We start from the raw sequence: 26,406 nt of genomic DNA, 5'->3' as shown, positions 1-26,406 counted from the left end.
CCCTTCTTTCAAAGGCTTGCTGCGGCAAGCCTTTTTCTTTTCAAGACGCTTTGTAATTGAGAGCTTTCATGACTGAGCCACTGCGCATTGTCTTTGCCGGTACCCCGGAATTCGCCGCCGAACACCTCAAGGCCCTGCTCGACAGTCCTTACGAGATCGTTGCGGTCTACACCCAACCGGACCGTCCGGCGGGCCGTGGACAGAAGCTGATGCCAAGCCCGGTCAAGCAGTTGGCTCTGGAGCACAACATCCAGGTATTGCAACCGCCGACCCTGCGCAACGAAGACGCTCAGGCTGGACTGGCCGCACTGAAACCGGATTTGCTGGTGGTGGTCGCTTACGGGCTGATCCTGCCGCAAGTGGTGCTGGATATTCCGCGTCTGGGCTGCATCAACAGTCACGCTTCCTTGCTTCCACGCTGGCGCGGTGCGGCACCGATCCAGCGCGCTGTTGAAGCGGGTGACAGCGAAAGTGGCGTGACCGTCATGCGCATGGAACTGGGCCTGGATACTGGGCCGATGCTGCTCAAGGTCACCACGCCGATCAGCGGTGAAGACACCGGCGGCAGCCTCCACGATCGCCTCGCAGAGATGGGCCCACCGGCCGTGGTTCAGGCGATTGCCGGTCTCGCTGCTGGCACCCTGAAAGGCGAAGTGCAGGACGACAGCCTCGCCACCTACGCACACAAATTGAACAAAGACGAAGCACGCATCGACTGGAACCGCCCGGCAGTTGAGCTGGAGCGTCTGGTTCGCGCCTTCAACCCATGGCCGATCACCCACAGCACGCTGAGCGGTGAAGCACTGAAAGTGCTGGCTGCGAGCCTGGCCGAAGGGCAGGGCGCACCGGGTGAAATCCTCAGTGCCAGCAAGGATGGTTTGATCGTCGCCTGCGGTGAACAGGCGCTGTGCCTGACCCGCCTGCAATTGCCCGGCGGCAAGGCGCTGAACTTCAGCGACTTGTTCAACAGCCGTCGTGAGAAATTCGCCGTCGGTACCGTTCTTGGTCAAACGGCGGACGCTCAATGAATCCACGTCTGGCCGCCGCCAAGGCATTGGCCGCTGTTCTTAACGGAAAAGCCTCACTCAACAGTTCTCTGCCGACGCAAATGGACAAGGTCGAAGACCGTGATCGCGGCTTCACCCAGGATCTGGCGTTCGGCACGGCTCGCTGGCAGCCGCGTTTGTCGGCGCTGGCGGCCAAGTTGCTGCAAAAGCCGTTCAAGGCGGCTGATGCCGATGTTGAAGCGCTATTGTTGGTGGGTCTCTACCAGTTGCTCTACACCCGAGTTCCAGCGCACGCCGCCATTGGTGAAACCGTGGGTTGCGCCGACAAACTGAAAAAGCCCTGGGCCAAAGCCTTGCTCAATGCCGTACTGCGCCGCGCCCAACGGGAAAGCGAAGCGCTGCTGGCCGAGCTGGAGCACGACCCGGTGGTGCGCACCGCTCACCCGCGCTGGCTGCAAAAATCCCTCAAAGCCTTCTGGCCTGAACAGTGGGAAGCCATTTGCGCGGCGAACAACGCTCACCCGCCAATGATTTTGCGGGTTAACCGTCGCCATCACACCCGCGATGCTTATCTCGGGTTGCTGAGTGAAGCGGGCATCGCGGCCACGCCATGTGTTTACAGCCGGGACGGCATCATCCTCGACGCAGCAGCCGACGTGCGCAGCCTCCCGGGTTTCGCCGAAGGCTGGATCAGCGTGCAGGACGAAGCCGCGCAACTGGCCGCCGATTTGCTGGACCTGGCGCCAGGGCAACGGGTGCTGGACGCCTGCTGCGCACCGGGCGGCAAAACCTGCCACATCCTTGAGGCAGAGCCCGAACTGGCCGGCGTGGTGGCTGTGGATCTGGAAGCCAAACGTCTGGTGCGAGTGCGGGAAAACCTTGAACGCCTGGGCCTGAGCGCCGAACTGATCGCCGCCGACGGCCGCGACACCGCCACCTGGTGGGACGGCAAACCGTTCCAGCGCATCCTGCTGGATGCGCCGTGCTCGGCCACCGGTGTAATTCGTCGTCATCCGGACATCAAACTGACTCGCCAACCCGACGACATCGCCGCGCTGGCGGTGCTTCAGGGCGAGCTGCTCGATGCCATGTGGATAACGTTGGAAGTGGGCGGCATTCTGCTTTACGCCACCTGCTCCACGCTGCCGACCGAAAACACCGAAGTCATCGAAGCGTTCCTCGCTCGCACGTCGGGTGCCCGTGAACTCGACATCGCCAGTCAGGCCGGCATCAAGCAACCCCATGGTCGCCAATTACTGGCCCAGGAAGGTGGCCATGACGGGTTCTACTACGCCAAGCTGATCAAGATTGCCGCCGCGCGCGGTTAACCGGTTTTAAGGGAGTGACTGGATGAAAATCATCATCCTCGGCGCAGGGCAGGTCGGCGGTTCGCTGGCAGAGCACCTGGCCAGCGAAGCCAACGACATCACCGTGGTCGACACCGATGGCGAACGCCTGCGTGACCTCGGCGATCGGCTGGACATCCGCACCGTGCAAGGTCGCGGTTCGCTGCCGACCGTACTGCGTCAGGCCGGTGCCGACGACGCCGACATGCTGGTTGCAGTGACCAACAGTGACGAAACCAACATGGTGGCCTGCCAGGTCGCGCACACCTTGTTCCACACGCCAACCAAGATCGCCCGGGTCCGCGAAGCCGCGTACCTGACCCGCGCCGAACTCTTCGATAACGAAGCGATTCCGGTCGACGTGCTGATCAGTCCGGAGCAAGTCGTTACCAACTACATCAAGCGCCTGATCCAGCATCCGGGGGCGTTGCAGGTAATCGACTTCGCCGAAGGCAAAGCGCAACTGGTGGCAGTAAAAGCCTATTACGGCGGTCCGCTGGTGGGTCAGCAACTGCGACAGCTGCGCGAACACATGCCGAATGTCGAAACCCGCGTTGCGGCGATTTTCCGTCGTGACCGGCCGATCCTGCCCCAGGGCGATACCGTGATCGAGGCCGACGACGAAGTGTTTTTCATCGCCGCCAAAGCGAATATTCGCGCGGTGATGAGCGAAATGCGCCGCCTCGATGAGAGCTACAAACGTATCGTCATCGCTGGCGGTGGGCAGATTGGCGAGCGTTTGGCCGAGGCCATCGAAAGCCGCTATCAGGTGAAGATCATCGAGATGAACCCGGCCCGCTGCCGCCATCTCTCGGACACCCTCGACAGCACCGTGGTGTTACAGGGCAGTGCCTCCGACCGCGACTTGCTGATGGAAGAGAACATTGCCGACGCCGACATCTTCCTGGCGCTGACCAACGACGACGAAGCCAACATCATGTCTTCGTTGCTGGCCAAGCGTCTGGGCGCGAAGAAGGTGATGACGATCATCAACAACCCGGCCTATGTCGACCTGATCCAGGGCGGCGACATCGACATCGCCATCAGCCCGCAACTGGCGACCATCGGCACCTTGCTGGCCCACGTGCGGCGCGGCGATATCGTCAGCGTGCACTCATTGCGCCGAGGTGCGGCGGAAGCCATCGAGGCCATCGCCCACGGTGATGCGAAGTCGAGCAAGGTGATCGGCAAGGCCATCGAAAACATCGGCCTGCCGCCGGGAACCACCATCGGCGCGATCATCCGCGACGAAGAAGTGATCATCGCCCACGACGACACAGTGATTGAAGCCGGCGACCATGTGATTCTGTTCCTTGTGGATAAGAAGCACATTCGGGATGTGGAAAAGTTGTTCCATGTGGGGTTGAGCTTCTTCTGATGATCGTTTCCCACGCTCTGCATGGGAACGCCTCAACGGACGCTCCGCGTTCGGCTTTGAATGGGACGCCGAGCGTCCCGGGCTGCATTCCCACGCGGAGCGTGGGTACGATCACTGACTGAGGAAGCACCGATGATCGAATCCCTGGAAAAAATGCTTGCCAAGGGTGTGGATAACTCGCTGCTGCGCTTCGGCCTGGGCAAGGGTTATCTGGATCTGGGTGAAAATGCCAAAGCCGCGGAGCATTTCCAGCGCTGCGTCGAGTTCGATCCGAAGTATTCGGCAGCCTGGAAGCTATTGGGCAAGGCCCATCTGGCGTTGGCGGATTACACAGCGGCGCGTCAGGCCTGGGAACAGGGCCTGGAAGCCGCCCGCAACCATGGCGACAAGCAGGCCGAGAAGGAGATGACGGTGTTTCTGAAAAAGCTTGAGCGTCAGGCGCACTGATCAGAGATAACACAGGCCAAGATCAAAAGATCTCGGCCTGCGAAGTTATCCACAGCAGCATCAATACCAGCGTTCTTCACCCGGCGGACGCTTCTTGAAGCGCTTCATGCTCCACATGTACTGGCTCGGATAGGCCCGCACGTAGCGCTCGACCACCTGGCTCATGGCTGCACAGGATGTTTCCGTATCGGTGCTGTACATGGCTTCCGGCGCAGCTTCGAGGATCACCTTGTAACCCGAACCGTCCGGCAGGCGCAGGGCGTGCAGGAACACACCGACCGCTTTGCCGCCGGCCAGCATGTTCGGGACGAATTTACTGGTCAGGGCCTGAGTGGCGAAGAACGGCACGAAGATCCCGGCGGATTCGGCCGGTTCCGGGTCAGCCGGAATGCCCACTGCACCACCTTTGCGCACTTCCTTGATCACGCTGAGGATGCCTTCCTTGGTGGAAGCGGCCACCCGATTCCCTAATTGCACCCGCTGCTTGCGCAGCAACTCATCCACCGCCTTGAGCTTGGGCGGACGGTAGAAAATGATCGGTTTGCACTGGCTGCAATAGAAGTGGTTCAACACTTCCCAGTTGCCCAGGTGGCTGGTGATGCCGACAACACCTTTGCCGGATGCCAACGCCTCTTTCAAAACGTCGAGACCTTCGACTTCCCGCACCAATTCAATGGAACGCTGCGCCGGCCAGATCCACGCGCAAGCGCTCTCGGTCAGGGACTTGCCAATGTCTTTCAGGCTCTGGCCCACCAGACGCTCGCGTTCGGCCGGGTCCATCTGCGGAAAGCACTTGGCGAGGTTGATCCGCACCACGTCGCGGGAACGGTTGGGGGTTTTCCACATGATCCAGCCAATTGCCGAACCCACCGCCTGCACGGCCCGCCAAGGAAGCAGGGCAAACAGACGCAGAGCGCCTACCAGCAAGGCGCCTTTCAACTTATCCACAGGTCACTCCTGATCTTGTGCTGTGCGCGAGGCGGCTATTCTAACCGCCGTTCGCCAAGGTGGCGTAGCGATCGCAATCCCGAGTGTGGTCCATGACCATGCCCGAAGCCTGCATCAACGCGTAACAAATGGTCGGGCCGACGAACGTGAATCCGGCTTTTTTCAGGCCTTTGCTCATCTCGACAGCGACCGGTGTCACGGCCGGCACTTCACTGCGATCCTTGAAATGATTGATCACAGGCGTTCCGCCGACGAACGACCAGAGAAACGCCACTGGGTCCTCCAACGCCAGCCAGGCCTGGGCATTGCGCCGGGCTGCATTGAGTTTGAGGCGATTGCGGATGATCCCCGGATCGAGCATCAATTCATCGATTTCCGCATCGCTCATCTGTGCCACGCGCTGTATGTCGAAGCCAAACAGCACCTCGCGATAACGCTCTCGTTTGCGCAACACGGTGATCCAGGAAAGCCCGGCCTGGAACCCTTCGAGCAAAAGCAACTCGAACAAACCCTGCGCATCGCGTAGCGGCGTGCCCCACTCCTGATCGTGATAAGCCATGTACAGCGGATCTTCGGTACACCAAAAGCAGCGTGGCATAAGGCTCCAGGGGGCGTGCGCAGGACCGAATCGGGTATACTCCCGCTCTTTAAATCGCAGCCCAAGAAACAGGTGAATTTCGTGAGCCAGCCTACGCCAGCCGTGCGTACCTTCCAAGACTTGATCCTCGCCCTCCAGCAATACTGGGCCGAGCAAGGTTGTGTGGTACTTCAGCCCTACGATATGGAAGTAGGCGCCGGCACTTTCCACACTGCCACGTTCCTGCGCGCCATTGGCCCGGAAACCTGGAACGCCGCTTATGTGCAGCCCAGTCGTCGCCCGACTGACGGCCGCTACGGCGAAAACCCGAACCGTCTGCAGCACTACTACCAGTTCCAGGTAGTCCTGAAGCCGAACCCGGACAACTTCCAGGAACTGTACCTGGGCTCCCTCAAGCACGTGGGCCTCGACCCGCTGGTGCACGACATCCGTTTCGTCGAAGACAACTGGGAGTCGCCAACGCTGGGCGCCTGGGGGCTGGGCTGGGAAGTCTGGCTCAACGGCATGGAAGTGACGCAGTTCACTTACTTCCAGCAAGCGGGCGGCATCGAGTGCTACCCGGTGACCGGCGAGATCACTTACGGTCTGGAGCGTCTGGCCATGTACCTGCAAGGCGTGGACTCGGTCTATGACCTGGTCTGGGCTGACGGTCCGTTCGGCAAGGTGACCTACGGCGACGTGTTCCACCAGAACGAAGTGGAGCAGTCGACCTACAACTTCGAACACGCCAACGTCGAGAAGCTGTTCGAGTTGTTCGACTTCTATGAAAGCGAAGCCAAGCGCCTGATCGAACTTGATCAGCCGTTGCCGTTGCCGAGCTACGAAATGGTGTTGAAGGCTTCCCACACCTTCAACCTGCTGGATGCGCGCCGAGCGATCTCGGTGACTGCGCGTCAGCAATACATTCTGCGTGTACGCACCCTGGCGCGTTCCGTTGCGCAAGCCTACTTGCTGGCTCGCGCCAAGCTGGGCTTCCCGATGGCGACCCCGGACCTGCGTGATGAAGTACTGGCCAAGCTGGAGGCTGCACAATGAGTGCTCAAGATTTTCTGGTTGAACTGGGCACCGAAGAACTGCCACCCAAAGCCCTGAACACCCTGGCCGAAGCGTTTCTGGCCGGTATCGACAAAGGCCTGCAAGCTGCCGGTCTGAACTACGAAACCAAAACCGTCTACGCCGCGCCACGTCGTCTGGCCGTGCTGATCACCGCGCTGGCCACCCAGCAGCCGGATCGCAGCATCAACCTTGACGGCCCGCCGCGTCAGGCCGCGTTCGATGCCGAAGGCAACCCGACTCAAGCAGCCCTGGGCTTCGCCAAGAAGTGCGGCGTCGACCTGAGCGAGATTGATCAGAGCGGGCCGAAACTGCGCTACAGCCAAAGCATCGCCGGCAAGCCGACCGCCAGCCTGATGCCAACCATCGTCGAAGATTCCCTGAACGACCTGCCTATCCCCAAGCGCATGCGCTGGGGTGCTCGCAAGGAAGAATTCGTTCGCCCGACCCAGTGGCTGGTGATGCTGCTCGGTGACCATGTCATCGACTGCACCATCCTCGCGCAAAAGTCCGGTCGCGATTCCCGTGGTCACCGCTTCCATCATCCTGAAAGCGTGCGCATCACCTCGCCGGCCAACTACCTGAGCGATCTGCGTGCTGCCTATGTGCTGGCCGACGCCAACGAGCGTCGCGAGCTGATCAGCAAGCGCACCGAAGAACTGGCGACGCTGCAGGAAGGTACGGCCATCGTGCCGCCAAGCCTGCTCGACGAAGTGACTGCGCTGGTTGAATGGCCGGTGCCGCTGGTGTGCTCGTTCGAAGAACGCTTCCTCGACGTGCCGCAAGAAGCGCTGATCACCACCATGCAGGACAACCAGAAGTATTTCTGCCTGCTGGATGCCGACGGCAAGTTGCTGCCTCGTTTCATTACCGTGGCCAACATCGAAAGCAAAGACCCACAGCAGATCATCGCCGGTAACGAGAAAGTGGTTCGCCCACGCCTGACCGACGCCGAGTTCTTCTTCAAGCAAGACAAGAAGCAGAAACTCGAAGAATTCAATCTGCGCCTGCAGAACGTGGTGTTCCAGGAAAAACTCGGCAGCGTCTACGACAAGGCCGAGCGCGTTTCCAGACTCGCTGCATTCATCGCTCAACGCATTGGCGGCAACGCTGCATGGGCCTCCCGTGCCGGCCTGCTGTCCAAGTGCGACCTGGCGACCGAGATGGTCGGCGAGTTCCCGGAGATGCAAGGTGTCGCCGGTTACTACTACGCCCTCAACGACGGTGAGCCGGAAGAAGTTGCACTGGCACTGAACGAGCAGTACATGCCGCGCGGTGCCGGTGCTGAACTGCCGACCACCCTGACCGGGGCGGCCGTGGCCATCGCCGACAAGCTCGACACGCTGGTGGGTATTTTCGGTATCGGCATGCTGCCAACCGGGAGCAAAGACCCGTACGCCCTACGCCGTGCAGCGCTGGGTGTGTTGCGCATCCTGATCGACAAGAAGCTCGACCTTGACCTGAACGACGCCGTGGCGTTTGCCGTGAATGCGTTCGGTACCAAGGTCAAGGCTGCCGGCCTGAATGACGCGGTGCTGGAATTCATCTTCGATCGTCTGCGCGCCCGTTATGAAGACGAAGGCGTTGATGTCGGGACTTACCTGTCGGTCCGTGCTCTGAAGCCGGGCTCGGCGCTGGACTTCGATCAGCGTGTACAAGCTGTAGAAGCGTTCCGCAAATTGCCGGAAGCCGCAGCCCTGGCCGCCGTGAACAAGCGCGTTTCGAACTTGCTGAGCAAGGTCGAAGGCTCTGTTCCTTCGGTCGTTGAAGCCAAGTACTTCGACAACGCCAACGAGTTCTCCCTGTATTCAGCAATCCAGCAGGCTGACCAGGCTGTTCAGCCAATGGCCGCTGCTCGTCAGTACAGCGAATCGCTGGCGCGTTTGGCCGCCTTGCGTGAGCCGGTGGATGCGTTCTTCGAAGCGGTGATGGTCAACGCCGAAGATGCCAAGGTGCGAGCCAACCGCTATGCGCTGCTGGCGCGTCTGCGTGGTTTGTTCCTCGGCGTCGCCGACATTTCGCTGCTGGGCTAAGGGGCTGCTGTTGAAACTGCTGATTCTCGATCGGGACGGAGTGATCAATTACGACTCCGACGCGTACATCAAGTCGGTGGAGGAGTGGATTCCACTCCCCGGTTCGATCGAAGCGATTGCGCAGTTGAGCAAGGCCGGCTGGACGGTGGCGGTCGCTACCAACCAATCGGGCATCGCTCGCGGCTATTACGACATCGCCACCCTGGAGGCCATGCACGCTCGCTTGCGCGAGCTGGTGGCGGAGCAGGGCGGCGAAGTCGGGCTGATCGTCTATTGCCCGCATGGGCCAGACGATGGCTGCGATTGCCGCAAGCCAAAACCGGGGATGTTGAAAACCATCGCCACGCATTACAACGTTTCGCTGACGAATCTATGGTTCGTCGGCGATACTCTCGGTGACCTGGAAGCCGCCAGGGCCGTCGACTCTCAGCCAGTTTTGGTAAAGACCGGGAAAGGCGAAAAGACGCAGGGCTTGACCCTACCGGCGGGCACCTTGATTTTTGACGATCTGGCGGCGATTGCCGCGGAACTTATCCACAACTAAGGCTCTTCTGACATCCTGGCCAAGGACTGATCGGGGGTGCGTTTGAATAGGCGGGCAATGCCCGCAACGGTAAATGTCGCCATGTCGATACTGCAGGCCATCAGAACTTTCCTCTTTTACCTGCTGCTGGGCACCAGCTCTTTGCTCTGGTGCACCCTGAGCTTTTTTATCGCGCCGTTTCTGCCATTCAAGGCGCGCTATCGCTTTATCAACGTGTACTGGTGCCGCTGCGCTTTATGGCTGAGCAAAGTCTTTCTGGGTATCAGTTACGAAGTGAAGGGTGCTGAGAACGTGCCTGACCGGCCCTGCGTGATTCAGTCGAACCACCAGAGCACCTGGGAAACATTCTTTCTCTCGGCGTATTTCGAGCCTCTAAGCCAGGTGCTCAAGCGCGAACTGCTCTACGTTCCGTTCTTCGGCTGGGCCATGGCCATGCTGCGACCGATCGCCATCGACCGTGGCAACCCGAAAGCTGCGCTCAAGCATGTGGCGAAGAAGGGCGATGAGCTGCTCAAGGACAATGTCTGGGTGCTGATCTTCCCTGAAGGGACTCGCGTTCCCTACGGCACCATCGGCAAGTTCTCCCGCGGTGGCACCGCGTTGGCCGTCAATGCGTCATTACCGGTACTGCCGATTGCGCACAATGCCGGCAAGTTCTGGCCAAAAACCGGTTGGGCGAAACAGCAAGGCGTGATCACCGTGATCATTGGCGCGCCGATGTACGCCGAGGGCAGTGGGCCGCGAGCCATTGCCGACCTGAATGACCGAGTGCAGGCCTGGAACGAACAGATGCAACGCGAGATGGGCTCGCTGCCAGCAGCCCCGGCGGCCCCCAACGCCACCGATCAACTGACTGTCTGAGATTCTGTGGATAACCTGTGTACCGTTTTGTTTAAAACCGTCGTTTTTAATTCTTAAGCTTATGATTTAAATACATATTTCTTAAGCAAATAAAACGTCGAAAAAGGTGCATAAGTTTATTTCGGACGTAAAAAACCGGCTGATATATAGCCGGTTTTTTATGCCCGTTGAAAGCGTCTGGCTCACTCGCTCAATAGCGGTAACTGGACACTGAACGTCGTGCCTTGCCCCACCACGCTATGACAGGAAATTCTCCCGCCATGACGATCCACCACCGCCTTGACCATGGACAAACCCAGCCCCAGACCGTCGCTGCCATGAGCCGAGGCAAAACGCCGATACTGACTGAACAACTCAGGAAGTTCATCGACAGCAATCCCTCGGCCCTGATCGGCGATCTCACACATCAACCAGCCTTCGGCATAACTCACCCGTACCGATATCTGCGAGCCCACCGGACTGTACTTGATGGCGTTTTCCAATAGGTTGAACAGTGCCCGTGTCAGTAGCGATTGATCGGCCAGGACCAGCGCTTCAGCGTCTTCGTCGAGGTCATGCAGCAATTGAATGTTCTTCAGATGAGCGATGCTCGAGGCCTGGTCGAAGGTATCGAGCAACAACATTGCGAACATGCTCGGCTGAAACTGATAGGCCTCGGACTCGGCCTTTGCCAATTGCACAAAAGCCTCGGTCAGGTTCAGCGCCTTGCGCACTTGTAACTCGATCTGGCTAAACACTTGAGTGTCACCGGACATCTGATGCCGCTGAACATCGAGCAAGGCGAGTATCGCCGAATGGGGAGCTCTGAGGTCATGAGACAAAAAGCGCAGCAACACGGCTCGCTGTTCTTCGGCGTCCCGCTCGACGCTCAAGTCGGTGAGGCTCAGTAGCCAGCCGATCACGGAGTCGCCCTCGGCGGGCAACAGCGGTGCCCGATCCAGACGCAGGCTGCGTGCCTGGGTGTCACGAAACTCCAACGGCTCCAGGGTCGACAATGCAGACCGTGTTCCGTCGGACAGCACCGGGTAACCCAGGTCGCTCAGTTGCTCGAGTATTTCTTCGCCCACCAAGCCACGATCAAATACCTCTCGAGCCTTGCGGTTGGCCAGCAGAATACGCCCGTGCGGATCGCTGATCAGCGTCGCCACCGGCAGGTATTCAAGGCCATCGGCAATGAAGCGACGGGTGTCGCGGGTCCGGCTCATGGCCTGCTCCAGAGCGACGATTTGCCCTTGCAGCACATCACCGGCCGGGGCCTGGGTGCGACGACGTTCGGGAAAAACTTTTGGCTCGCTGTCCAGGCGCGCGAGTTCCCAGCCGAAATAGGCGAGCACCGCATTCAGCCGTCGCCAATTCCAGATCAGGTACCCCAGCAAAATCCCCACCAGGCTCGCAGCCGGGGACCACCACCAGCCCAGGCGCAACAGCACACTCGAAACCAGCAGAGCGGCTGTCATTGCACCCAAGGTCAACCATAGCGCGCGACGCGGACGCACCAACAGCAGGCCCAGCAACTCACCGACAATCACTATCGATAGCAACGCCGCCAAGCGCTGATCGAAAACCACAATGCTGCGCTTTTGTAGCAGTCCGTTGAGGATATTCGCCTGAATCTCGATGCCCGGTGTGGTGCCGATGCCGGCCGATTGGGGTGTCACGTAGCGGTCACCCAGGCCTGCAGCGGTTGAGCCGATCAGGATCAAGCGATCGCGCAGCAACTCGGGCGGGACTTCGCCGCGCAATACGCTGACATAGGGCACAGTGGGAAAGCCCGCGTCGGAGTGGATGAAAGGAATCCGTATTTCGTGGGCTCGCTGCCAGCCTTGCACTGATGGCAGGGCCGGGGTACCAGGCATGGGGGCATTTCCCTTATCGGCGAGGGTTTCTTCGTACAGCAGCCAGGCCAATTGGGGGCGTGTTTTTTGCGCCGGTCCTTCGCTTAAATACACGCTGCGCACGATCCCATCGGCGTCCGCTTCGGCATTGATGTGCCCCACACCTTTGGCACAATGGTTCAGCGGATCCACCGGTTCAATTTCCCCCAAGGGCTGACCATAGCGCGCTACATCTTCGCGCAGCAGCGGCACGGAAACATTACCGGCTCGGCAGGCCGCCTGGGCTAAAAGCTGATCATTCTCGGGTTGGCTATCGGGCTCGCTGAAGATAACGTCGAATAGAACGCCTTTAACGTTCGCTGCGCTGAGTCGATCCAGCAGTTGCGCGTGCATGGCCCGCGACCACGGCCATTGGCCAAGCTGCTGCAAGCTATAGTCATCGATCGTGACGATGAGTATTCGCGGGTCCACCGGCAGCGGGCTTAGCCGGCGCAGGTTGTCATACAGCAGATTGCTCAGGGCAAGACCCTGAGTCATGGACAGCATCGCCGTCAGCGGCAACAGGATCAGACAGACCCACAGCCATTCGCGGACCATCCGCTGAAACAACCGCTGAGCCTGGGTCGGCTCGCGGTCATCCTTCCTTGGTCGTCTCTTCATCGGTCGTCGGCCAGGGCGCTATTGGACACGGGTGGTCCTGGGGTAATAGAAAATGTCATACACCCCGGTCTCTCCCTCTAACCCCTGAGCGTCATAGGCCGACAGGCGAACATGGTAGAAAAACGCTTTCAGCCCGCTGAACTTGACCTCTGGTGTACTGGAAAACTGTTCTTGCTTGATGTCCAGAAAGGCTGCGTCGGTGGCCACTTGCGCCCGATAACGCGTGGCCCCTTCGATGGGTTTCATGATCAATTGCCAGACAGGCACATTTCCCGTCTGACCGGCTTGCCCCAACAAACGTGGGGCAGGTAACAAGTCGATTGGCGTCAACGTGCCTTGTTTCTGAATACGCAAACCCTGACGGGCCATGACCTGGACCTCGTCAGCTTCAGAGTTCCGAGCCCGTTCGACAGCCGACCGGGCAGGGCGGGCGCCCGACGTTTCCTCATCACGATTGACTGCCACTTGTCCGTTCAGAACCTCAAGTAGTGCCTGGCCACCGTCATCGTTGCGTACCCGAAAATGCGTGCCCCGTACGCCCAGCACACCGACCGGCGTGACAATCTGAAAGCGATCATGGTCGCTGGCACGCTTGATCACATATGACTCAACCTGCCCCTGCTCAAGAATGACCTGAGGGATCGATTGTTCTTCATTGAGATGCAAGGTGATATGGGAATTGGAGGGCAACACCACCCGCGAGCCATCACCCAGGGACAGGCTGACAAACGCCGAGGGCGAGGTTTTGACGCCTTCCTGCTCGCCGATCAACAGGCCTTCCTGCAATGGTGTCTGCTTGCCTTTGGCGTCCAGCTTCCAGGCTTCGCCGGTCAGATGCTCGACAGTCGCCGGCAGCGGTTGACCGCGGCATTGTTGGTTTTCATCGATATAAGGCAGACGTTTTGCCGAGGCGACAGCCGCTGATGCACTCTGGGTGAGCAATCCCGTCAGGCCAGCAATCAGTAAAAGACAGACACCCGAACGGCGTGGGAGCAATAAGGTCATGGGGTTCATGGATTGGCTTTTATGCTCTTATGAAAATCACGCCGGATAACGCGCACAAGTATTTGACGCACGATACCTGACTGGACGCTCTGGCAGATAGCCATGGGAGCAAAGGGCATGAGAGATGACACATCCCTGTGTCAGAACCGAGCAGGCACTCCGTGTGTTTTCCCCTGAACTGCAGACTGTCGAAAACCGGCAATCGACCGTCCTGCCAGGTTGGCGTTGACGCTCCCTGCGTCGGAGCACATCCCAATGCCCCTGTGCCGCTCAGCGACGAAGAATTTACCGGCATAAGTGACCTTGCGAGCCGATTCTCAATATTTGTTCAGAATTGCTCGGAGGCTAAAAACAGCTCATCGGCGAAGTGCCATCAGCGTAGCCATACTTGGGAACATCGCAGCAATTCGCCACAATTGTTCAGAATCAATCAATCAGCCTAAACTCCCGCAGGAATTTTCACTTTGCACTTACGAGATGAAGGAAACACTCGGCATGCGTGTCGCAATACTGGATGACGAACCCGCCGAACTCCGCCGGGTGGAACAGACACTGCGACAGATCCCCGTCACGGGAGAGCAGGCGTGGACGCTGCACAGTTTCGAGCGGGGAGAGGACTTGCTGCGGCAGCTCCGGCGGGAGACCTTCGATCTGCTGATACTCGATTGGCAACTGCCCGATATCAGCGGCCTGGCGTTGTTGCGCTGGACCCGTGAACACATGGACGTGCCACCGGCCGCGATCATGCTCACCAGTCGCGATACCGAAAGCGATATCGTCCAGGCGTTGAACGCCGGGGCCGACGATTACGTGAGCAAACCGTTTCGTCCCAACGAGCTGATGGCTCGGGTCAGCGCGGTGCTTCGTCGGCATGGACTGCAACGCGCGGCAGCCACCGAAATACTGACCTTCAATGACCTCGAATTCGACGATGCCGAACTCACCGTCACCCGCGCCTCCACCCCCATCAGCCTGACCGAACGGGAATACCGTCTCGCCCGTTGCCTGTTCGCCAATCTGGGCCGACCTTTGTCCCGCGAATACTTATATGAGCGCTTTTGGACCCATGAAGAAATAGTCTCCTCCCGCCCACTGGACACTCATATTTATCGCCTGCGCAACAAGCTGGGCCTGACGGCCGATCGCGGTTGGCAACTGCTGACGATTTACGGGTATGGGTATCGGCTTGAGAGCGTGGCCACCGCTAGCGCATGACGACTTTCGCCAATCAATAAAAAAGGCCAACGCTAAGCGTTGGCAGTGTCCATTACGGCAGTTCTGCGCGGGGGATCAATACCCCCGCCCATGTAGATTTCAATCGATCAATGTTCTGGCACAACCGCCTTAGTCAGAGCGTAACCCTGCTCTGGAGGCGGTATGGATTGTGCCGGGGGATTTGCGATAGAGGCCGACTGCCAATCCTATAATGATGATCGCAACTGAAATCAAGTTAGGTGTCGAGATGTGTTCGCCGATAATCAGCATCGAACTGCCGATGCCGAATACCGGAATCAACAACGACAGCGGTGCCACTGTTGATACGGGATAAAGCTTCAACAGCGAATTCCACCCCCAATAGGCAAAGTGTGTGGCTAGGTAAACCTGAAAAACGATCGATAGCACAGCCATGAAGTCAAGACTACTTTGCAGGTGCTCAAAGGGCGCGGCCCCCTGCATGAGCCAAGCGATGAAGAAGAGCGGGATGGGTGGAAACAGGCTGGCCCAGACCATGAATGAAAAAATCTCTTTGACACCCGATTTCTTGATAATCACGTTGCCGACGCTCCAAGCGACTGCACTCAGCACAATCAGCAGTACTCCAAGTATTGCGTGCTCCCCTTGCTGGGTGGAAATGATGCCCGCTAGCCCGACCAATGCCAGCAGTGCCCCGATAAGCTGAGCACCGCGAAGCTTTTCTTTAAATAGTAACGCCCCCCAACCCATGGTGAAGAACACACTGAGCTGAATGATCAGCGAAGCAATACCGGGGCTGACACCTACCTGAATGCCATAGTTGATCACACCCCACATCCCCAACCCGAAAATGAAGCCGTAAGCGGCGACATAGCTGAACTTGATGGCGGGGCGCTTGATGAAGAACACCAAAGGTATGGCGGCGAGCGCAAAGCGTATTCCGGTTAACACAAAGGGATCGATCGAGCGCAAACCCAGTTTGGTGATTGGAAAGTTCACTCCCCACACTAAGGTGACGAGTATCGCCAGAACCAAATGTTTTTTCTGCATGTCCCTAGCCTCACATTAAGCGGCACACCGCATTGGCGGTGTGCCGCATTCCAATCAGTTCAATGCGAACCGTTTCTGCATCAGTTTTTTTTGGAGATGCGATTCTATGGTCCAAAATTTTGGCCTGCTTGCTATAGCAGGTCTATTTTTGTCAAAATCGGGCCATGTCGATCAATCAAACACTGGATCCCTACGAGCATGGAAGCCCCGATGCTGTGGTGAGCCTGAGCAAGTATTCTTCGGGTACTGTTTTTGCGCGGCACACGCACAGTCGTGGTCAGTTTGCATACGCCTCGACGGGCGCGGTGAAGATGTTCACCGATCTGGGGAATTGGGTTGTCCCGCCTCAAAGAGCACTTTGGGTTCCCGCGTGCGTGTCGCATGAAATGCATATGCGCGGCGACGTGACCATGATCAACACTTACCTCGATGAGGCTGCCTCCATCCGCGCCGGTTTACCGGAGCATTGCCAGGTCTACAATGTTTCGCCGCTGCTCAGGCACCTGTTGGAAGCGGCGTTGGCCATTGATCCGGAGCAACCGCCCAATATCCGAAGCCAATCCGTGCAGACGCTACTGGTGGATGAAATCGGCGCCATGTCGGAGCTTCCACTGAGCGCACCTTTGCCTTCAGAGCCTCGACTGGCCCATTCGTGCCATCGATTCCTTGATGCACCCACGCAGAACATTTCCATCAGTGAAATGGCTAGTTGGTCGAGCATGAGCCGGCGAACGTTCACGCGAAGTTTTCGGGAAGCGACTGGCATGAGTTTTGTGTTCTGGCGGCAACAAGTCTGTTTGCTAGAAGCAACATCCAGACTGAGCAATGGTTCATCTATCACCGAAGTGGCAATTGATCTGGGTTACAGCAGCCCAAGCGCATTTACCTCGGTATTTCGGCGTAACCTGGGAGACTCACCGGGGCGTTATCTGGCCAAGTCCAAAGGTGCATCGGTATTCTGAGCGATTGATCGAGAAGGGAAAACAATCGACCTCTTGGCACGTCGATGTACCTTCTCAACGGAGTGAGAGTCACCAATCTGCGAACCCAGCAGAAGATAAAGACATCATTTATGTCCCTGGCACTGCCGCAACGCCCACACGCAATAAAAAAGGCCAACGCTAAGCGTTGGCCTTTTTCGTTTTAGCGGTCCTGCCGGAGGAGGATCAGAAGTCCAGGTTGGAAACCGCCAAGGCGTTGCTTTCGATGAAGTCACGGCGAGGTTCGACCGCATCACCCATCAGGGTGTTGAAGATCTGGTCTGCGCCAATGGCGTCTTCGATGGTCACTTTGAGCATCCGGCGCTGGCTTGGGTCCATGGTGGTTTCCCACAGCTGATCCGGGTTCATTTCGCCCAGCCCCTTGTATCGCTGGATAGTGTGACGCTTGGTGCTTTCAGCCATCAGCCATTCAAGTGCTTCCTTGAATTCGGTGACCGGCTTCTTGCGCTCGCCGCGCTGGATGTACGCGCCCTCGTCCAGCAAGGTGCTCAACTGAGCGCCCAACGACACAACAGTCTTGTAATCGTTACTGCCGAAGAAATCGCGGTTGAAGGTGATGTAGTTCGACAGGCCGTGGGAGATCAGCTCGACCTCTGGCAGCCAGACGTTACGTTCACGGTCTTCACGCAGGCTGGCCTTGTAAACCAGGCCGGATTTCTCGACGGTGCGCAGGCGAACTTCAAACTGAGCCATCCAATCCTGCATAGCTGCATGATCCGACAGTTGCTCCATGCTCACCGCTGGCAGGTAGATGAAGTGCTCGGTCAGCTCCTGCGGGTACAGGCGCGACAGACGCTTTAGGGTCTTCATCACCAGGCGGAAATCATTCACCAGACGCTCGAGCGCTTCACCGGAGATACCCGGGGCTTCCTCGTTCAGGTGCAGGCTCGCGTCTTCCAGGGCCGACTGCGTCATGTACTCTTCCATGGCGTCGTCGTCTTTGATGTATTGCTCTTGCTTGCCTTTCTTGACCTTGTACAGCGGCGGCTGAGCGATGTAGATGTAACCGCGCTCAATCAACTCCGGCAACTGACGGAAGAAGAAGGTCAGCAACAGGGTACGGATGTGCGAACCGTCGACGTCAGCATCGGTCATGATGATGATGTTGTGATAACGCAGCTTGTCGATGTTGTACTCGTCGCGGCCAATGCCGCAGCCCAGCGCGGTGATCAAGGTGCCCACTTCTTGAGAAGAGATCATCTTGTCGAAGCGTGCCTTCTCGACGTTCAGAATCTTACCCTTGAGCGGCAGGATGGCTTGGGTGCGACGGTTGCGTCCCTGCTTGGCGGAGCCGCCAGCAGAGTCACCTTCCACGAGGTACAGTTCGGAAAGGGCAGGGTCTTTTTCCTGGCAGTCAGCCAGTTTGCCCGGCAAGCCGGCGATGTCCAGCGCGCCTTTACGACGGGTCATCTCACGGGCTTTACGCGCCGCTTCACGAGCACGCGCCGCGTCGATCATCTTGCCGACAACCAACTTGGCTTCGTTCGGGTTCTCCAGCAGGAAGTCAGAGAAGTACTTGCCCATTTCCTGTTCAACCGCGGTCTTCACTTCGGAAGACACCAGCTTGTCTTTGGTCTGGGAGCTGAACTTCGGATCCGGTACTTTTACCGAAATGATCGCGGTCAGGCCTTCACGGGCGTCGTCACCGGTGGTGGCAACTTTGTGCTTCTTCGCCAGACCTTCCGCTTCGATGTAGGTGTTCAGGTTACGCGTCAGTGCCGAACGGAAACCCACCAAGTGAGTACCGCCGTCGCGCTGTGGAATGTTGTTGGTGAAGCACAACAGGTTCTCGTTGAAGCTGTCGTTCCACTGCAGGGCGATTTCCACGCCGATGCCGTCTTCACGCTGGATGTTGAAGTGGAACACCTGGTTGACCGCAGTCTTGTTGGTGTTCAGGTATTCAACGAACGCACGCAGACCACCTTCATACTTGAACAACTCTTCCTTGCCGCTGCGCTCGTCCTTGAGGACGATGCCGACACCGGAGTTGAGGAAGGACAGTTCACGAATCCGCTTGGCCAGGATGTCCCAGCTGAAGTGGATGTTCTTGAAGGTCTCAGCCGATGGCTTGAAATGAATCTGGGTACCGGTGGTTTCGCTCTCGCCAACGATCTTCATCGGCTCCTGCGGAACACCGTGGACATAAGTCTGTTCCCAGATCTTGCCGCTGCGGCGAACGGTCAGGACCAGTTCTTTGGACAGCGCGTTTACAACCGAAACGCCTACACCGTGCAGACCGCCGGATACTTTGTAGGAGTTGTCGTCGAACTTACCGCCGGCGTGCAGCACGGTCATGATGACCTCGGCTGCCGAGACGCCTTCTTCTTTGTGCACGTCTACCGGGATGCCACGACCGTTGTCGCGAACGGTGATGGATTCGTCTGGGTGGATAATGATGCTGATGTCGTCGCAATGGCCGGCCAAAGCTTCGTCGATCGAGTTATCGACCACCTCGAACACCATGTGGTGCAGACCACTGCCATCGTCAGTGTCACCAATGTACATACCGGGACGTTTGCGTACGGCATCCAGGCCTTTCAGCACTTTAATGCTCGTTGAGTCGTACGTATTTTCTTCGCTCAATGCCTTCACTCCCGATGGTCGTGGGTCTGGGTGATACGGCCCTGTTCCACGTGGAACAGAGCGACTGGCGTTTCCGTCTGCCAGCCTTCCCTCAATAATTCGTGATCTACACAGGTGATAAAGACCTGGCAGCGTAAGTCTTCCAGCAAGCGGCAAAGCGCGCGACGGTGATGCTCGTCCAGTTCGGACGGCAGGTCATCCACCAGATAAATACACTGGCCGCGACGGGCCTGGCTAACCAAGTGCCCTTGGGCGATCCGCAATGCACAGACCACCAACTTCTGCTGACCACGGGACAAGATGTCCGCGGCGTTATGTGCGCCCAATCTAAGACGCAAATCAGCGCGTTGTGGTCCGGCTTGGGTATGCCCCATTTGCTGATCCCGCTGAAGGGATCCGGCGAGCACTGCACTCAATTCCCGGTCTTTGTCCCAACCTCGGTAATAGCTGAGCGTTAAGCCCTCAAGCTCAACCAGTTCGCTCAAGGTCTGTTCAAAGACTGGTTTCAAGGCTTTGATGTAAGCGCGGCGGTATTCATCTATTTCAGCGCTGGCCTGGCACAGTTCCCTGTCCCAAACCGCTTGCGAAACGGCGTCAAGTGTACCATGTCGCAGCCAAGAGTTTCTCTGGCGCAAGGCCTTCTGCAAGCGCTGCCACGTCGACATGAATCGGGGTTCCACGTGGAACACACCCCAGTCGAGAAACTGCCGGCGAATCTTCGGCGCACCTTCCAACAGGCGAAAGCTGTCCGGGTTGATCAGCTGCAACGGCAGGATCTCTGCCAGTTGCGCAGCACTTCGGGCGTTCTGCCCGTCGATGCGGATCTGGAACTCACCCTGGCGGTCGCGAGATATCCCCAGCGCGCTGTGTCCACCCTCGGCCAATTCGACCTGGCCAAATACCGTGCACGCCAATTGCTCGTATTGAATGACGGGTAACAGGCGGCTGCTACGAAACGAACGGGCAAGCCCCAGCAGATGAATGGCTTCCAGAACACTGGTTTTGCCGCTGCCGTTGGCGCCGTAAAGAATGTTTATGCGGGGGGAGGGGGAGAAGGTCACCGGGTGCAGATTGCGCACCGCGGTGACCGAGACGCGACTTAAGGACATCTAGGTTCTGCTGAACATGATTACAGACGCATCGGCATGACAACGTAGGCCGAGTCGTCGTTGTCGGACTCTTGTACCAGCGCACTGCTGTTGGAGTCGGACAGGATCAAGCGAACCTGCTCGGTGGTCATCACGCCCAGTACGTCGAGCAGATAGCTCACGTTGAAGCCGATTTCCAGGGAGCCGCCGTTGTACTCAACGCCCACTTCCTCTTCTGCTTCTTCCTGCTCCGGGTTATTCGCCTGGATCTTCAGCTGACCATTGGCCAGTTGCAGACGGATGCCACGATACTTCTCGTTTGACAGAATCGCAGTACGGCTGAACGCTTCACGCAGGGCCTGGCGATCGCCAAGTACCAGCTTGTCGCCGCCTTTAGGCAGAACACGCTCGTAGTCAGGGAATTTACCGTCGACCAGTTTCGAGGTGAAGGTGAATTCGCCAGTGGTGGCGCGGATGTGGTGTTGACCCAGCACGATGCTGACGTTGCCGTCCGGTTCGGTCAGCAGACGCGCCAGTTCCAGAATACCTTTGCGCGGTACGATCACCTGATGACGGTCCGGCTGACCGATATCGGCCTGCATCGAACACATCGCCAGACGGTGACCGTCGGTGGCTACGGCGCGGATGATCCCGGCCGAGACTTCCAGCAGCATACCGTTGAGGTAGTAACGTACATCTTGCTGCGCCATGGCGAAGCTGGTGCGTTCAATCAGACGACGCAGTTTGCTTTGCTCAAGGCTGCAGGTCAGCGAGCCTGGGCCTTCTTCCACCGTCGGGAAGTCATTGGCTGGCAGGGTCGACAAGGTGAAGCGGCTACGGCCGGCCTTCACCACAAGCTTCTGCTCATCGACCTTGATGTCGATCAGCGCATCGTTCGGCAAGCTCTTGCAGATGTCCATCAGCTTGCGCGCAGGCACAGTGATGGAACCCGGGTCCGCAGGCTCTTCGAGTTGCACACGACCGACCAGCTCGACTTCCAGGTCGGTACCGGTCAGCGACAGTTGCTGGCCTTCGACAACCAGCAGCACGTTGGAGAGCACCGGCAAGGTCTGTCGGCGCTCGACGACGCCTGCGACCAGTTGCAGGGGTTTCAACAGGGCTTCGCGTTGAATGGTGAAATGCATGGTCTAGTCCCTTGCCTTAATAAGCTGCGCTGGTGTTCATCAAGTAGTCAGTGTACGCAGCAGGTTCTTATAGTCCTCGCGGATGTCCGCGTCGGATTCCTTAAGCTCGTTGATCTTGCGGCAGGCGTGCAAAACAGTCGTGTGGTCGCGGCCGCCAAACACATCACCGATTTCCGGCAGGCTGTGGTTGGTCAATTCCTTGGACAACGCCATGGCGACCTGACGCGGACGTGCTACCGAGCGTGAACGACGCTTGGACAGCAGGTCGGAGATCTTGATCTTGTAATACTCGGCGACGGTGCGCTGAATGTTATCCACAGAGACCAGTTTGTCTTGCAGCGCCAACAAGTCTTTCAGGGATTCGCGAATCAGCTCGATGGTGATGTCGCGGCCCATGAAGTGCGAGTGGGCGATCACGCGTTTAAGCGCGCCTTCCAGCTCACGGACGTTGGAGCGAATACGCTGGGCAATGAAGAACGCCGCGTCGTGTGGCAGATCGACTTTGGCCTGGTCGGCCTTTTTCATCAGGATCGCCACACGGGTTTCCAGCTCCGGCGGCTCGACGGCAACCGTCAGGCCCCAGCCGAAACGTGACTTCAGGCGTTCTTCAAGGCCTTCGATTTCTTTCGGATAGCGGTCACTGGTAAGAATGACCTGCTGGCCCCCTTCAAGCAGGGCGTTGAAGGTGTGGAAAAACTCTTCCTGGGAGCGTTCCTTGCGGGCAAAGAACTGAATGTCATCGATCAGCAACGCATCCACCGAGCGGTAGAAGCGCTTGAACTCGTTGATCGCATTCAGCTGCAAGGCCTTGACCATGTCCGCGACGAAACGCTCGGAATGCAGGTAAACAACCTTGGCATTCGGATTCTTCTTTAATAGGTGGTTACCCACAGCGTGCATCAAGTGGGTTTTACCCAAGCCGACACCACCATAAAGGAAGAGCGGGTTGTAGCCGTGCTTGGGGTTGTCCGCCACCTGCCAGGCCGCAGCCCGGGCCAGTTGGTTGGACTTGCCTTCGACGAAGTTCTCGAAGGTAAAGGTGCGGTTCAGGTAACTAGTGTGCTTGAGCGCGCCTTCGACCTGCACCGTACGCTGTTCGGAGCGAACCGGGGCCTGTTGCGAACTGGCGCCGGCCATTGGATCGAAGCTGTCGCGGGACGGCTCTTCACTGACTTCAGCAACCTTTTGGGTCGCACGTTTGGTCGATGCAGCTGCCGGGGCTGGCGCCGGAGCGCTGACAGGCGCTTGAGCGGCCTGAGCCTGGGATACTGCAGCGGCCAGTGGGGCATTAGGTGCCGCACGCGGTGCCGAACTGCGTTTGCTGCCTATTAATAAGGAAAGCGCCGGCGCCAGGCCATTGCCATGCTCATCCAGCAGTTCAAGGACGCGACCCAGGTACTTTTCATTGACCCAGTCGAGAACAAAACGATTCGGCGCGTAGACACGCAGCTCGTCGCCTTCGGCTTCGACCTGTAGTGGACGGATCCAAGTGTTGAATTGTTGGGCAGGCAGCTCATCGCGCAAAAGCTCTACGCACTGCTGCCAAAGTTCCACTGACACGGATATCCCCTAAGTTGAAAGCCGGTGAGGCAAAAACAAGCGGTCATTGTAGCGACCAGACGTCCACTTATCCACATGCAGGTTGCGCACAGGGCATGATTTATCAATGCGTTAACCCTCGAAAAGAAGACCAACGGTATGTGCATAAGCTCTGTGGATAACCGCCCATGAGGGCACTGGACAAGTGGGGGGGAAACTCGGTGGATAACCTGCCTGTGGATAACTAGCCTTTCCACACACAGCTTATCCGACAGCGCAGCACAGGCTGACCACCGTTTTCCACTGTAGTTGTCATTCTCTGTACATCCCGGTTTAGAAGGCCTGAAGATAGTTATCCACAGATGAACGTGCCCCTAGCTTTTATAAGCTTTACAGAAAAGCTTTAAATAATTCCCTTCTTTATTTCTATATCTAGCGAACGACCTACGGCGAGCAAATCGTCTGGAGATCTATTTATAAGGAAACGCTGGTTGGAAATTGACCTAGAGGCTTGCTTTCTCTAGAATCCCCGGTCTCTTAAAACGGGGGCCATTCCGGCCCGTTGTGGACGAACCAGGTAACACGACAATGAAACGTACTTTCCAACCAAGCACTATCAAACGCGCTCGTACCCACGGTTTCCGTGCTCGCATGGCTACCAAGAACGGTCGTGCCGTCCTGTCGCGTCGTCGCGCCAAAGGTCGTGCGCGTCTGGCAGTTTGATAATCCGGCACTGGAGGTGAGTCAGGACTTCAGTCGGGAAAAGCGTCTGCTTACTCCCCGGCATTTCAAGGCAGTCTTTGACTCCCCTACCGGCAAGGTTCCGGGGAAAAATCTCCTGCTCCTTGCGCGCAACAACGATCTTGATCACCCCCGTCTCGGGCTGGTTATCGGGAAAAAGAGCGTAAAGCTCTCCGTCGAGCGCAATCGCCTCAAACGTCTGATGCGCGAATCGTTTCGCCTGAACCAGGATTTACTGGTCGGTTGGGACATTGTTATCGTCGCGCGCAAAGGTTTGGGTGACGTAGAAAGCCCCGAATTGATTCAGCATTTCGACAAGCTCTGGAAACGTCTGGCACGCAGCAAGCCGGTACCAGCAGCCAAAACCGAAACTGTAGGGGTAGACAGTCCCGATGCGTAAACTGGCACTCGTTCCGATCCAGTTTTATCGCTATGCCATCAGTCCCATGATGGCCAGTCACTGTCGTTTCTACCCCAGTTGTTCCTGCTACGCGTATGAAGCCATAGAAAATCATGGCCTTCTGCGCGGTGGCTGGCTGACCTTTCGTCGTTTAGGTCGCTGTCATCCGTGGAATCCCGGTGGTTATGACCCGGTTCCATCTATCCCTACCTCCCGTTCTTCTTCGATGGCCGAGTAATCATGGATATCAAACGCACGATCCTGATCGTCGCCCTGGCAATCGTGTCCTACGTTATGGTCCTTAAATGGAACCAGGACTATGGCCAGGCTGCCCTGCCGACTCAGAATGTTGCTTCCAGTACTACCGCACCGGGCCTACCGGATACGGCGACTGGCAATAATGCTTCTGTCAGTGACGACATTCCGCGCGCCGTAAGCGATACCAGTGCAACTGCACCTGCAGAAACGCCAGTAGCTGCAAGCAAAGATCTCATCCAGATCAAAACGGATGTGCTCAACCTGGCAATCGATCCACAAGGTGGCGATGTTGCCCAGTTGACGTTGCCGTTGTATCCACGTCGCCAGGATCACCCGGAAATTCCATTCCAGCTGTTTGATAACGGCAACGAGCGGACTTATCTGGCTCAGAGTGGCCTGATCGGTACCAACGGTCCGGACGCAAGTCCTGCCGGTCGTCCGGTTTACTCCTCCGAGAAGAAGATTTATCAACTGGCTGACGGTCAAGACCAATTGGTCGCGGACCTGAAGTTCAGCAAGGACGGCGTCAACTACATCAAGCGTTTCACGCTGAAACGTGGCCTGTATGACGTTACCGTTTCCTACCTGATCGACAACCAGAGCGCTCAGCCCTGGTCCGGTGCAATGTTCGCGCAACTGAAGCGTGATGCCAGCTCCGATCCTTCTTCCAGCACCGCCACCGGCACCGCGACTTACCTGGGTGCCGCCCTGTGGACAAGTAACGAGCCGTACAAGAAAGTGTCGATGAGCGACATGGACAAGGCTCAGCTGAAAGAAACCGTCACCGGTGGTTGGGTTGCCTGGTTGCAGCACTACTTCGTGACTGCATGGATTCCGGTCAAGGGCGAAAACAATATCGTCCAGACCCGTAAAGACAGCAAAGGCAACTACATCATCGGCTATACCGCCCCGGCAATGACTGTCGCGCCAGGTGCGAAAGCCGAAACCAGTGCCGTTCTGTACGCGGGTCCGAAAAGCCAGGCTGTCCTGAAAGAGTTGTCCCCAGGTCTGGAGCTGACCGTCGACTACGGCATTCTGTGGTTCATTGCCCAACCAATCTTCTGGTTGCTGCAACATATCCACGCGCTGGTCGGTAACTGGGGCTGGTCGATCATCTTCCTGACCATGCTGATCAAGGGGATTTTCTTCCCGCTGTCGGCTGCCAGCTACAAATCCATGGCGCGCATGCGTGCAGTGGCACCGAAACTGGCCGCGCTGAAAGAGCAACATGGCGACGACCGGCAGAAAATGTCCCAAGCCATGATGGAGCTGTACAAGAAAGAGAAAATCAATCCGCTGGGTGGCTGCTTGCCCATCCTGGTGCAGATGCCGGTTTTCCTTTCGCTGTACTGGGTTCTGCTGGAAAGCGTGGAAATGCGCCAAGCGCCGTTCATGCTGTGGATTACTGACCTGTCGATCAAGGATCCGTTCTTCATTCTGCCGATCATCATGGGCGCAACCATGTTCATCCAGCAGCAGTTGAACCCTACACCTCCGGATCCGATGCAGGCGAAGGTCATGAAAATGATGCCAATCATCTTCACCTTCTTCTTCCTGTGGTTCCCGGCGGGTCTGGTGCTGTACTGGGTTGTGAACAACGTGTTGTCGATCGCCCAACAGTGGTACATCACGCGTAAGATCGAAGCGGCTACCAAAAAAGCCGAGGCGTAACTTACTCTGTGGATAACCACT

Annotated in this window: 23 protein-coding genes; 14 read left to right on the top strand and 9 right to left on the bottom strand. The window is 57.8% G+C overall.

Annotated elements, in window-relative coordinates:
* Window positions 1-68: 68 nt before the first annotated feature.
* The 4 genes from fmt (at window position 69) to MMG91_RS23415 (ending at window position 4,178) form a co-directional block, all read left to right on the top strand.
* A complete protein-coding gene (gene fmt, locus MMG91_RS23430) occupies window positions 69-1,028 on the top strand; it encodes a methionyl-tRNA formyltransferase (RefSeq protein ID WP_310660859.1) in 960 nt (319 codons plus the stop codon).
* Window positions 1,025-2,335 (top strand): 16S rRNA (cytosine(967)-C(5))-methyltransferase RsmB, encoded by a 1,311-nt coding sequence (gene rsmB / locus MMG91_RS23425; RefSeq protein WP_310660858.1) that lies wholly within the window; start codon window positions 1,025-1,027, stop codon window positions 2,333-2,335. The genes fmt and rsmB overlap by 4 nt, the downstream gene beginning before the upstream one ends.
* A gap of 22 nt (window positions 2,336-2,357) precedes the next feature.
* Window positions 2,358-3,731, top strand: coding sequence for a Trk system potassium transporter TrkA (trkA, locus tag MMG91_RS23420; protein WP_030127845.1), 1,374 nt, complete (start codon window positions 2,358-2,360; stop codon window positions 3,729-3,731).
* A 132-nt stretch (window positions 3,732-3,863) separates the two neighbouring features.
* Window positions 3,864-4,178: a tetratricopeptide repeat protein gene (locus tag MMG91_RS23415; RefSeq protein WP_310660857.1), complete on the top strand. Its 315-nt coding sequence runs from the start codon at window positions 3,864-3,866 to the stop codon at window positions 4,176-4,178.
* A gap of 60 nt (window positions 4,179-4,238) precedes the next feature.
* On the opposite strand, the gene MMG91_RS23410 is transcribed toward MMG91_RS23415, so the two are convergent.
* Both MMG91_RS23410 and tag read right to left on the bottom strand, forming a co-directional pair.
* On the bottom strand, window positions 4,239-5,126 hold the full coding sequence (locus tag MMG91_RS23410) for a lysophospholipid acyltransferase (protein ID WP_310660856.1): 888 nt from the start codon (window positions 5,124-5,126) through the stop codon (window positions 4,239-4,241).
* Between the two features lie 40 nt (window positions 5,127-5,166).
* Entirely contained in the window at window positions 5,167-5,724 is a 558-nt protein-coding gene (gene tag, locus MMG91_RS23405) for a DNA-3-methyladenine glycosylase I (protein WP_305447611.1), read from the bottom strand.
* Between the two features lie 81 nt (window positions 5,725-5,805).
* Here tag and glyQ point away from each other — a divergent pair, with 81 nt between their 5' ends.
* The 4 genes from glyQ to MMG91_RS23385 all read left to right on the top strand — a co-directional run bounded on the left by glyQ (window position 5,806) and on the right by MMG91_RS23385 (window position 10,215).
* A complete protein-coding gene (gene glyQ / locus MMG91_RS23400; protein WP_003213601.1) occupies window positions 5,806-6,759 on the top strand; it encodes a glycine--tRNA ligase subunit alpha in 954 nt (317 codons plus the stop codon).
* Window positions 6,756-8,810, top strand: coding sequence for a glycine--tRNA ligase subunit beta (gene glyS, locus MMG91_RS23395; protein WP_305503989.1), 2,055 nt, complete (start codon window positions 6,756-6,758; stop codon window positions 8,808-8,810). The genes glyQ and glyS overlap by 4 nt, the downstream gene beginning before the upstream one ends.
* A 4-nt stretch (window positions 8,811-8,814) precedes the next feature.
* The gene (gene gmhB / locus MMG91_RS23390) at window positions 8,815-9,354 is read left to right on the top strand and encodes a D-glycero-beta-D-manno-heptose 1,7-bisphosphate 7-phosphatase (protein WP_305506943.1); all 540 of its coding nucleotides are present in this window, start codon (window positions 8,815-8,817) and stop codon (window positions 9,352-9,354) included.
* A gap of 81 nt (window positions 9,355-9,435) precedes the next feature.
* Window positions 9,436-10,215, top strand: coding sequence for a lysophospholipid acyltransferase family protein (locus tag MMG91_RS23385; RefSeq protein ID WP_310660855.1), 780 nt, complete (start codon window positions 9,436-9,438; stop codon window positions 10,213-10,215).
* A gap of 182 nt (window positions 10,216-10,397) precedes the next feature.
* On the opposite strand, the gene MMG91_RS23380 is transcribed toward MMG91_RS23385, so the two are convergent.
* Both MMG91_RS23380 and MMG91_RS23375 read right to left on the bottom strand, forming a co-directional pair.
* Window positions 10,398-12,710 (bottom strand): CHASE2 domain-containing protein, encoded by a 2,313-nt coding sequence (locus MMG91_RS23380; protein ID WP_310660854.1) that lies wholly within the window; start codon window positions 12,708-12,710, stop codon window positions 10,398-10,400.
* An 18-nt stretch (window positions 12,711-12,728) separates the two neighbouring features.
* Entirely contained in the window at window positions 12,729-13,724 is a 996-nt protein-coding gene (locus MMG91_RS23375; protein ID WP_310660853.1) for a FecR domain-containing protein, read from the bottom strand.
* Window positions 13,725-14,210: 486 nt separating this feature from the next.
* Here MMG91_RS23375 and MMG91_RS23370 point away from each other — a divergent pair, with 486 nt between their 5' ends.
* Window positions 14,211-14,930 (top strand): response regulator transcription factor, encoded by a 720-nt coding sequence (locus MMG91_RS23370; protein ID WP_305447606.1) that lies wholly within the window; start codon window positions 14,211-14,213, stop codon window positions 14,928-14,930.
* 129 nt (window positions 14,931-15,059) lie between these two features.
* Here the strand turns inward: MMG91_RS23370 and MMG91_RS23365 are convergent, their stop codons facing one another.
* Entirely contained in the window at window positions 15,060-15,959 is a 900-nt protein-coding gene (locus MMG91_RS23365; protein WP_310660852.1) for an EamA family transporter, read from the bottom strand.
* Window positions 15,960-16,123: 164 nt separating this feature from the next.
* Here MMG91_RS23365 and MMG91_RS23360 point away from each other — a divergent pair, with 164 nt between their 5' ends.
* Entirely contained in the window at window positions 16,124-16,921 is a 798-nt protein-coding gene (locus MMG91_RS23360; protein ID WP_305503985.1) for a helix-turn-helix domain-containing protein, read from the top strand.
* A 204-nt stretch (window positions 16,922-17,125) separates the two neighbouring features.
* Here MMG91_RS23360 and gyrB read toward each other — a convergent pair whose 3' ends face one another.
* Genes gyrB through dnaA form a run of 4 tightly spaced genes read right to left on the bottom strand, consistent with a single transcriptional unit; the run spans window position 17,126 to window position 23,336 of the window.
* Window positions 17,126-19,543, bottom strand: coding sequence for a DNA topoisomerase (ATP-hydrolyzing) subunit B (gyrB, locus tag MMG91_RS23355; protein WP_223489412.1), 2,418 nt, complete (start codon window positions 19,541-19,543; stop codon window positions 17,126-17,128).
* 5 nt (window positions 19,544-19,548) lie between these two features.
* Entirely contained in the window at window positions 19,549-20,652 is a 1,104-nt protein-coding gene (recF, locus tag MMG91_RS23350; protein ID WP_008007898.1) for a DNA replication/repair protein RecF, read from the bottom strand.
* A gap of 20 nt (window positions 20,653-20,672) precedes the next feature.
* Window positions 20,673-21,776 (bottom strand): DNA polymerase III subunit beta, encoded by a 1,104-nt coding sequence (dnaN, locus tag MMG91_RS23345; RefSeq protein WP_007903001.1) that lies wholly within the window; start codon window positions 21,774-21,776, stop codon window positions 20,673-20,675.
* A gap of 39 nt (window positions 21,777-21,815) precedes the next feature.
* Window positions 21,816-23,336 (bottom strand): chromosomal replication initiator protein DnaA, encoded by a 1,521-nt coding sequence (gene dnaA, locus MMG91_RS23340; RefSeq protein WP_305447602.1) that lies wholly within the window; start codon window positions 23,334-23,336, stop codon window positions 21,816-21,818.
* A gap of 567 nt (window positions 23,337-23,903) precedes the next feature.
* On the opposite strand from dnaA, the gene rpmH reads away from it, so the two are divergent.
* From rpmH to yidC, 4 genes are read left to right on the top strand one after another with little or no spacing between them, the layout of a single operon-like run.
* Window positions 23,904-24,038 carry a 50S ribosomal protein L34 gene (rpmH, locus tag MMG91_RS23335; RefSeq protein ID WP_003213577.1) on the top strand — a complete coding sequence of 45 codons (135 nt, stop codon included), beginning with the start codon at window positions 23,904-23,906 and terminating at the stop codon, window positions 24,036-24,038.
* A gap of 16 nt (window positions 24,039-24,054) precedes the next feature.
* A complete protein-coding gene (gene rnpA, locus MMG91_RS23330) occupies window positions 24,055-24,456 on the top strand; it encodes a ribonuclease P protein component (RefSeq protein ID WP_305449886.1) in 402 nt (133 codons plus the stop codon).
* Window positions 24,449-24,694 carry a membrane protein insertion efficiency factor YidD gene (gene yidD, locus MMG91_RS23325; RefSeq protein ID WP_305424391.1) on the top strand — a complete coding sequence of 82 codons (246 nt, stop codon included), beginning with the start codon at window positions 24,449-24,451 and terminating at the stop codon, window positions 24,692-24,694. Before rnpA ends, yidD begins: the two co-directional genes overlap by 8 nt.
* 2 nt (window positions 24,695-24,696) lie before the next feature.
* On the top strand, window positions 24,697-26,385 hold the full coding sequence (gene yidC / locus MMG91_RS23320; RefSeq protein ID WP_310660851.1) for a membrane protein insertase YidC: 1,689 nt from the start codon (window positions 24,697-24,699) through the stop codon (window positions 26,383-26,385).
* The last annotated feature ends 21 nt before the right edge of the window (window positions 26,386-26,406 follow it).

Origin of the sequence: Pseudomonas sp. JL3, from assembly GCF_031570575.1 — a bacterium.
Lineage (GTDB): Bacteria > Pseudomonadota > Gammaproteobacteria > Pseudomonadales > Pseudomonadaceae > Aquipseudomonas > Aquipseudomonas cucumis.
The sequence above is the reverse complement of the archived record's forward strand: the minus strand, read 5'-3'. Positions and strand labels throughout refer to the sequence as shown.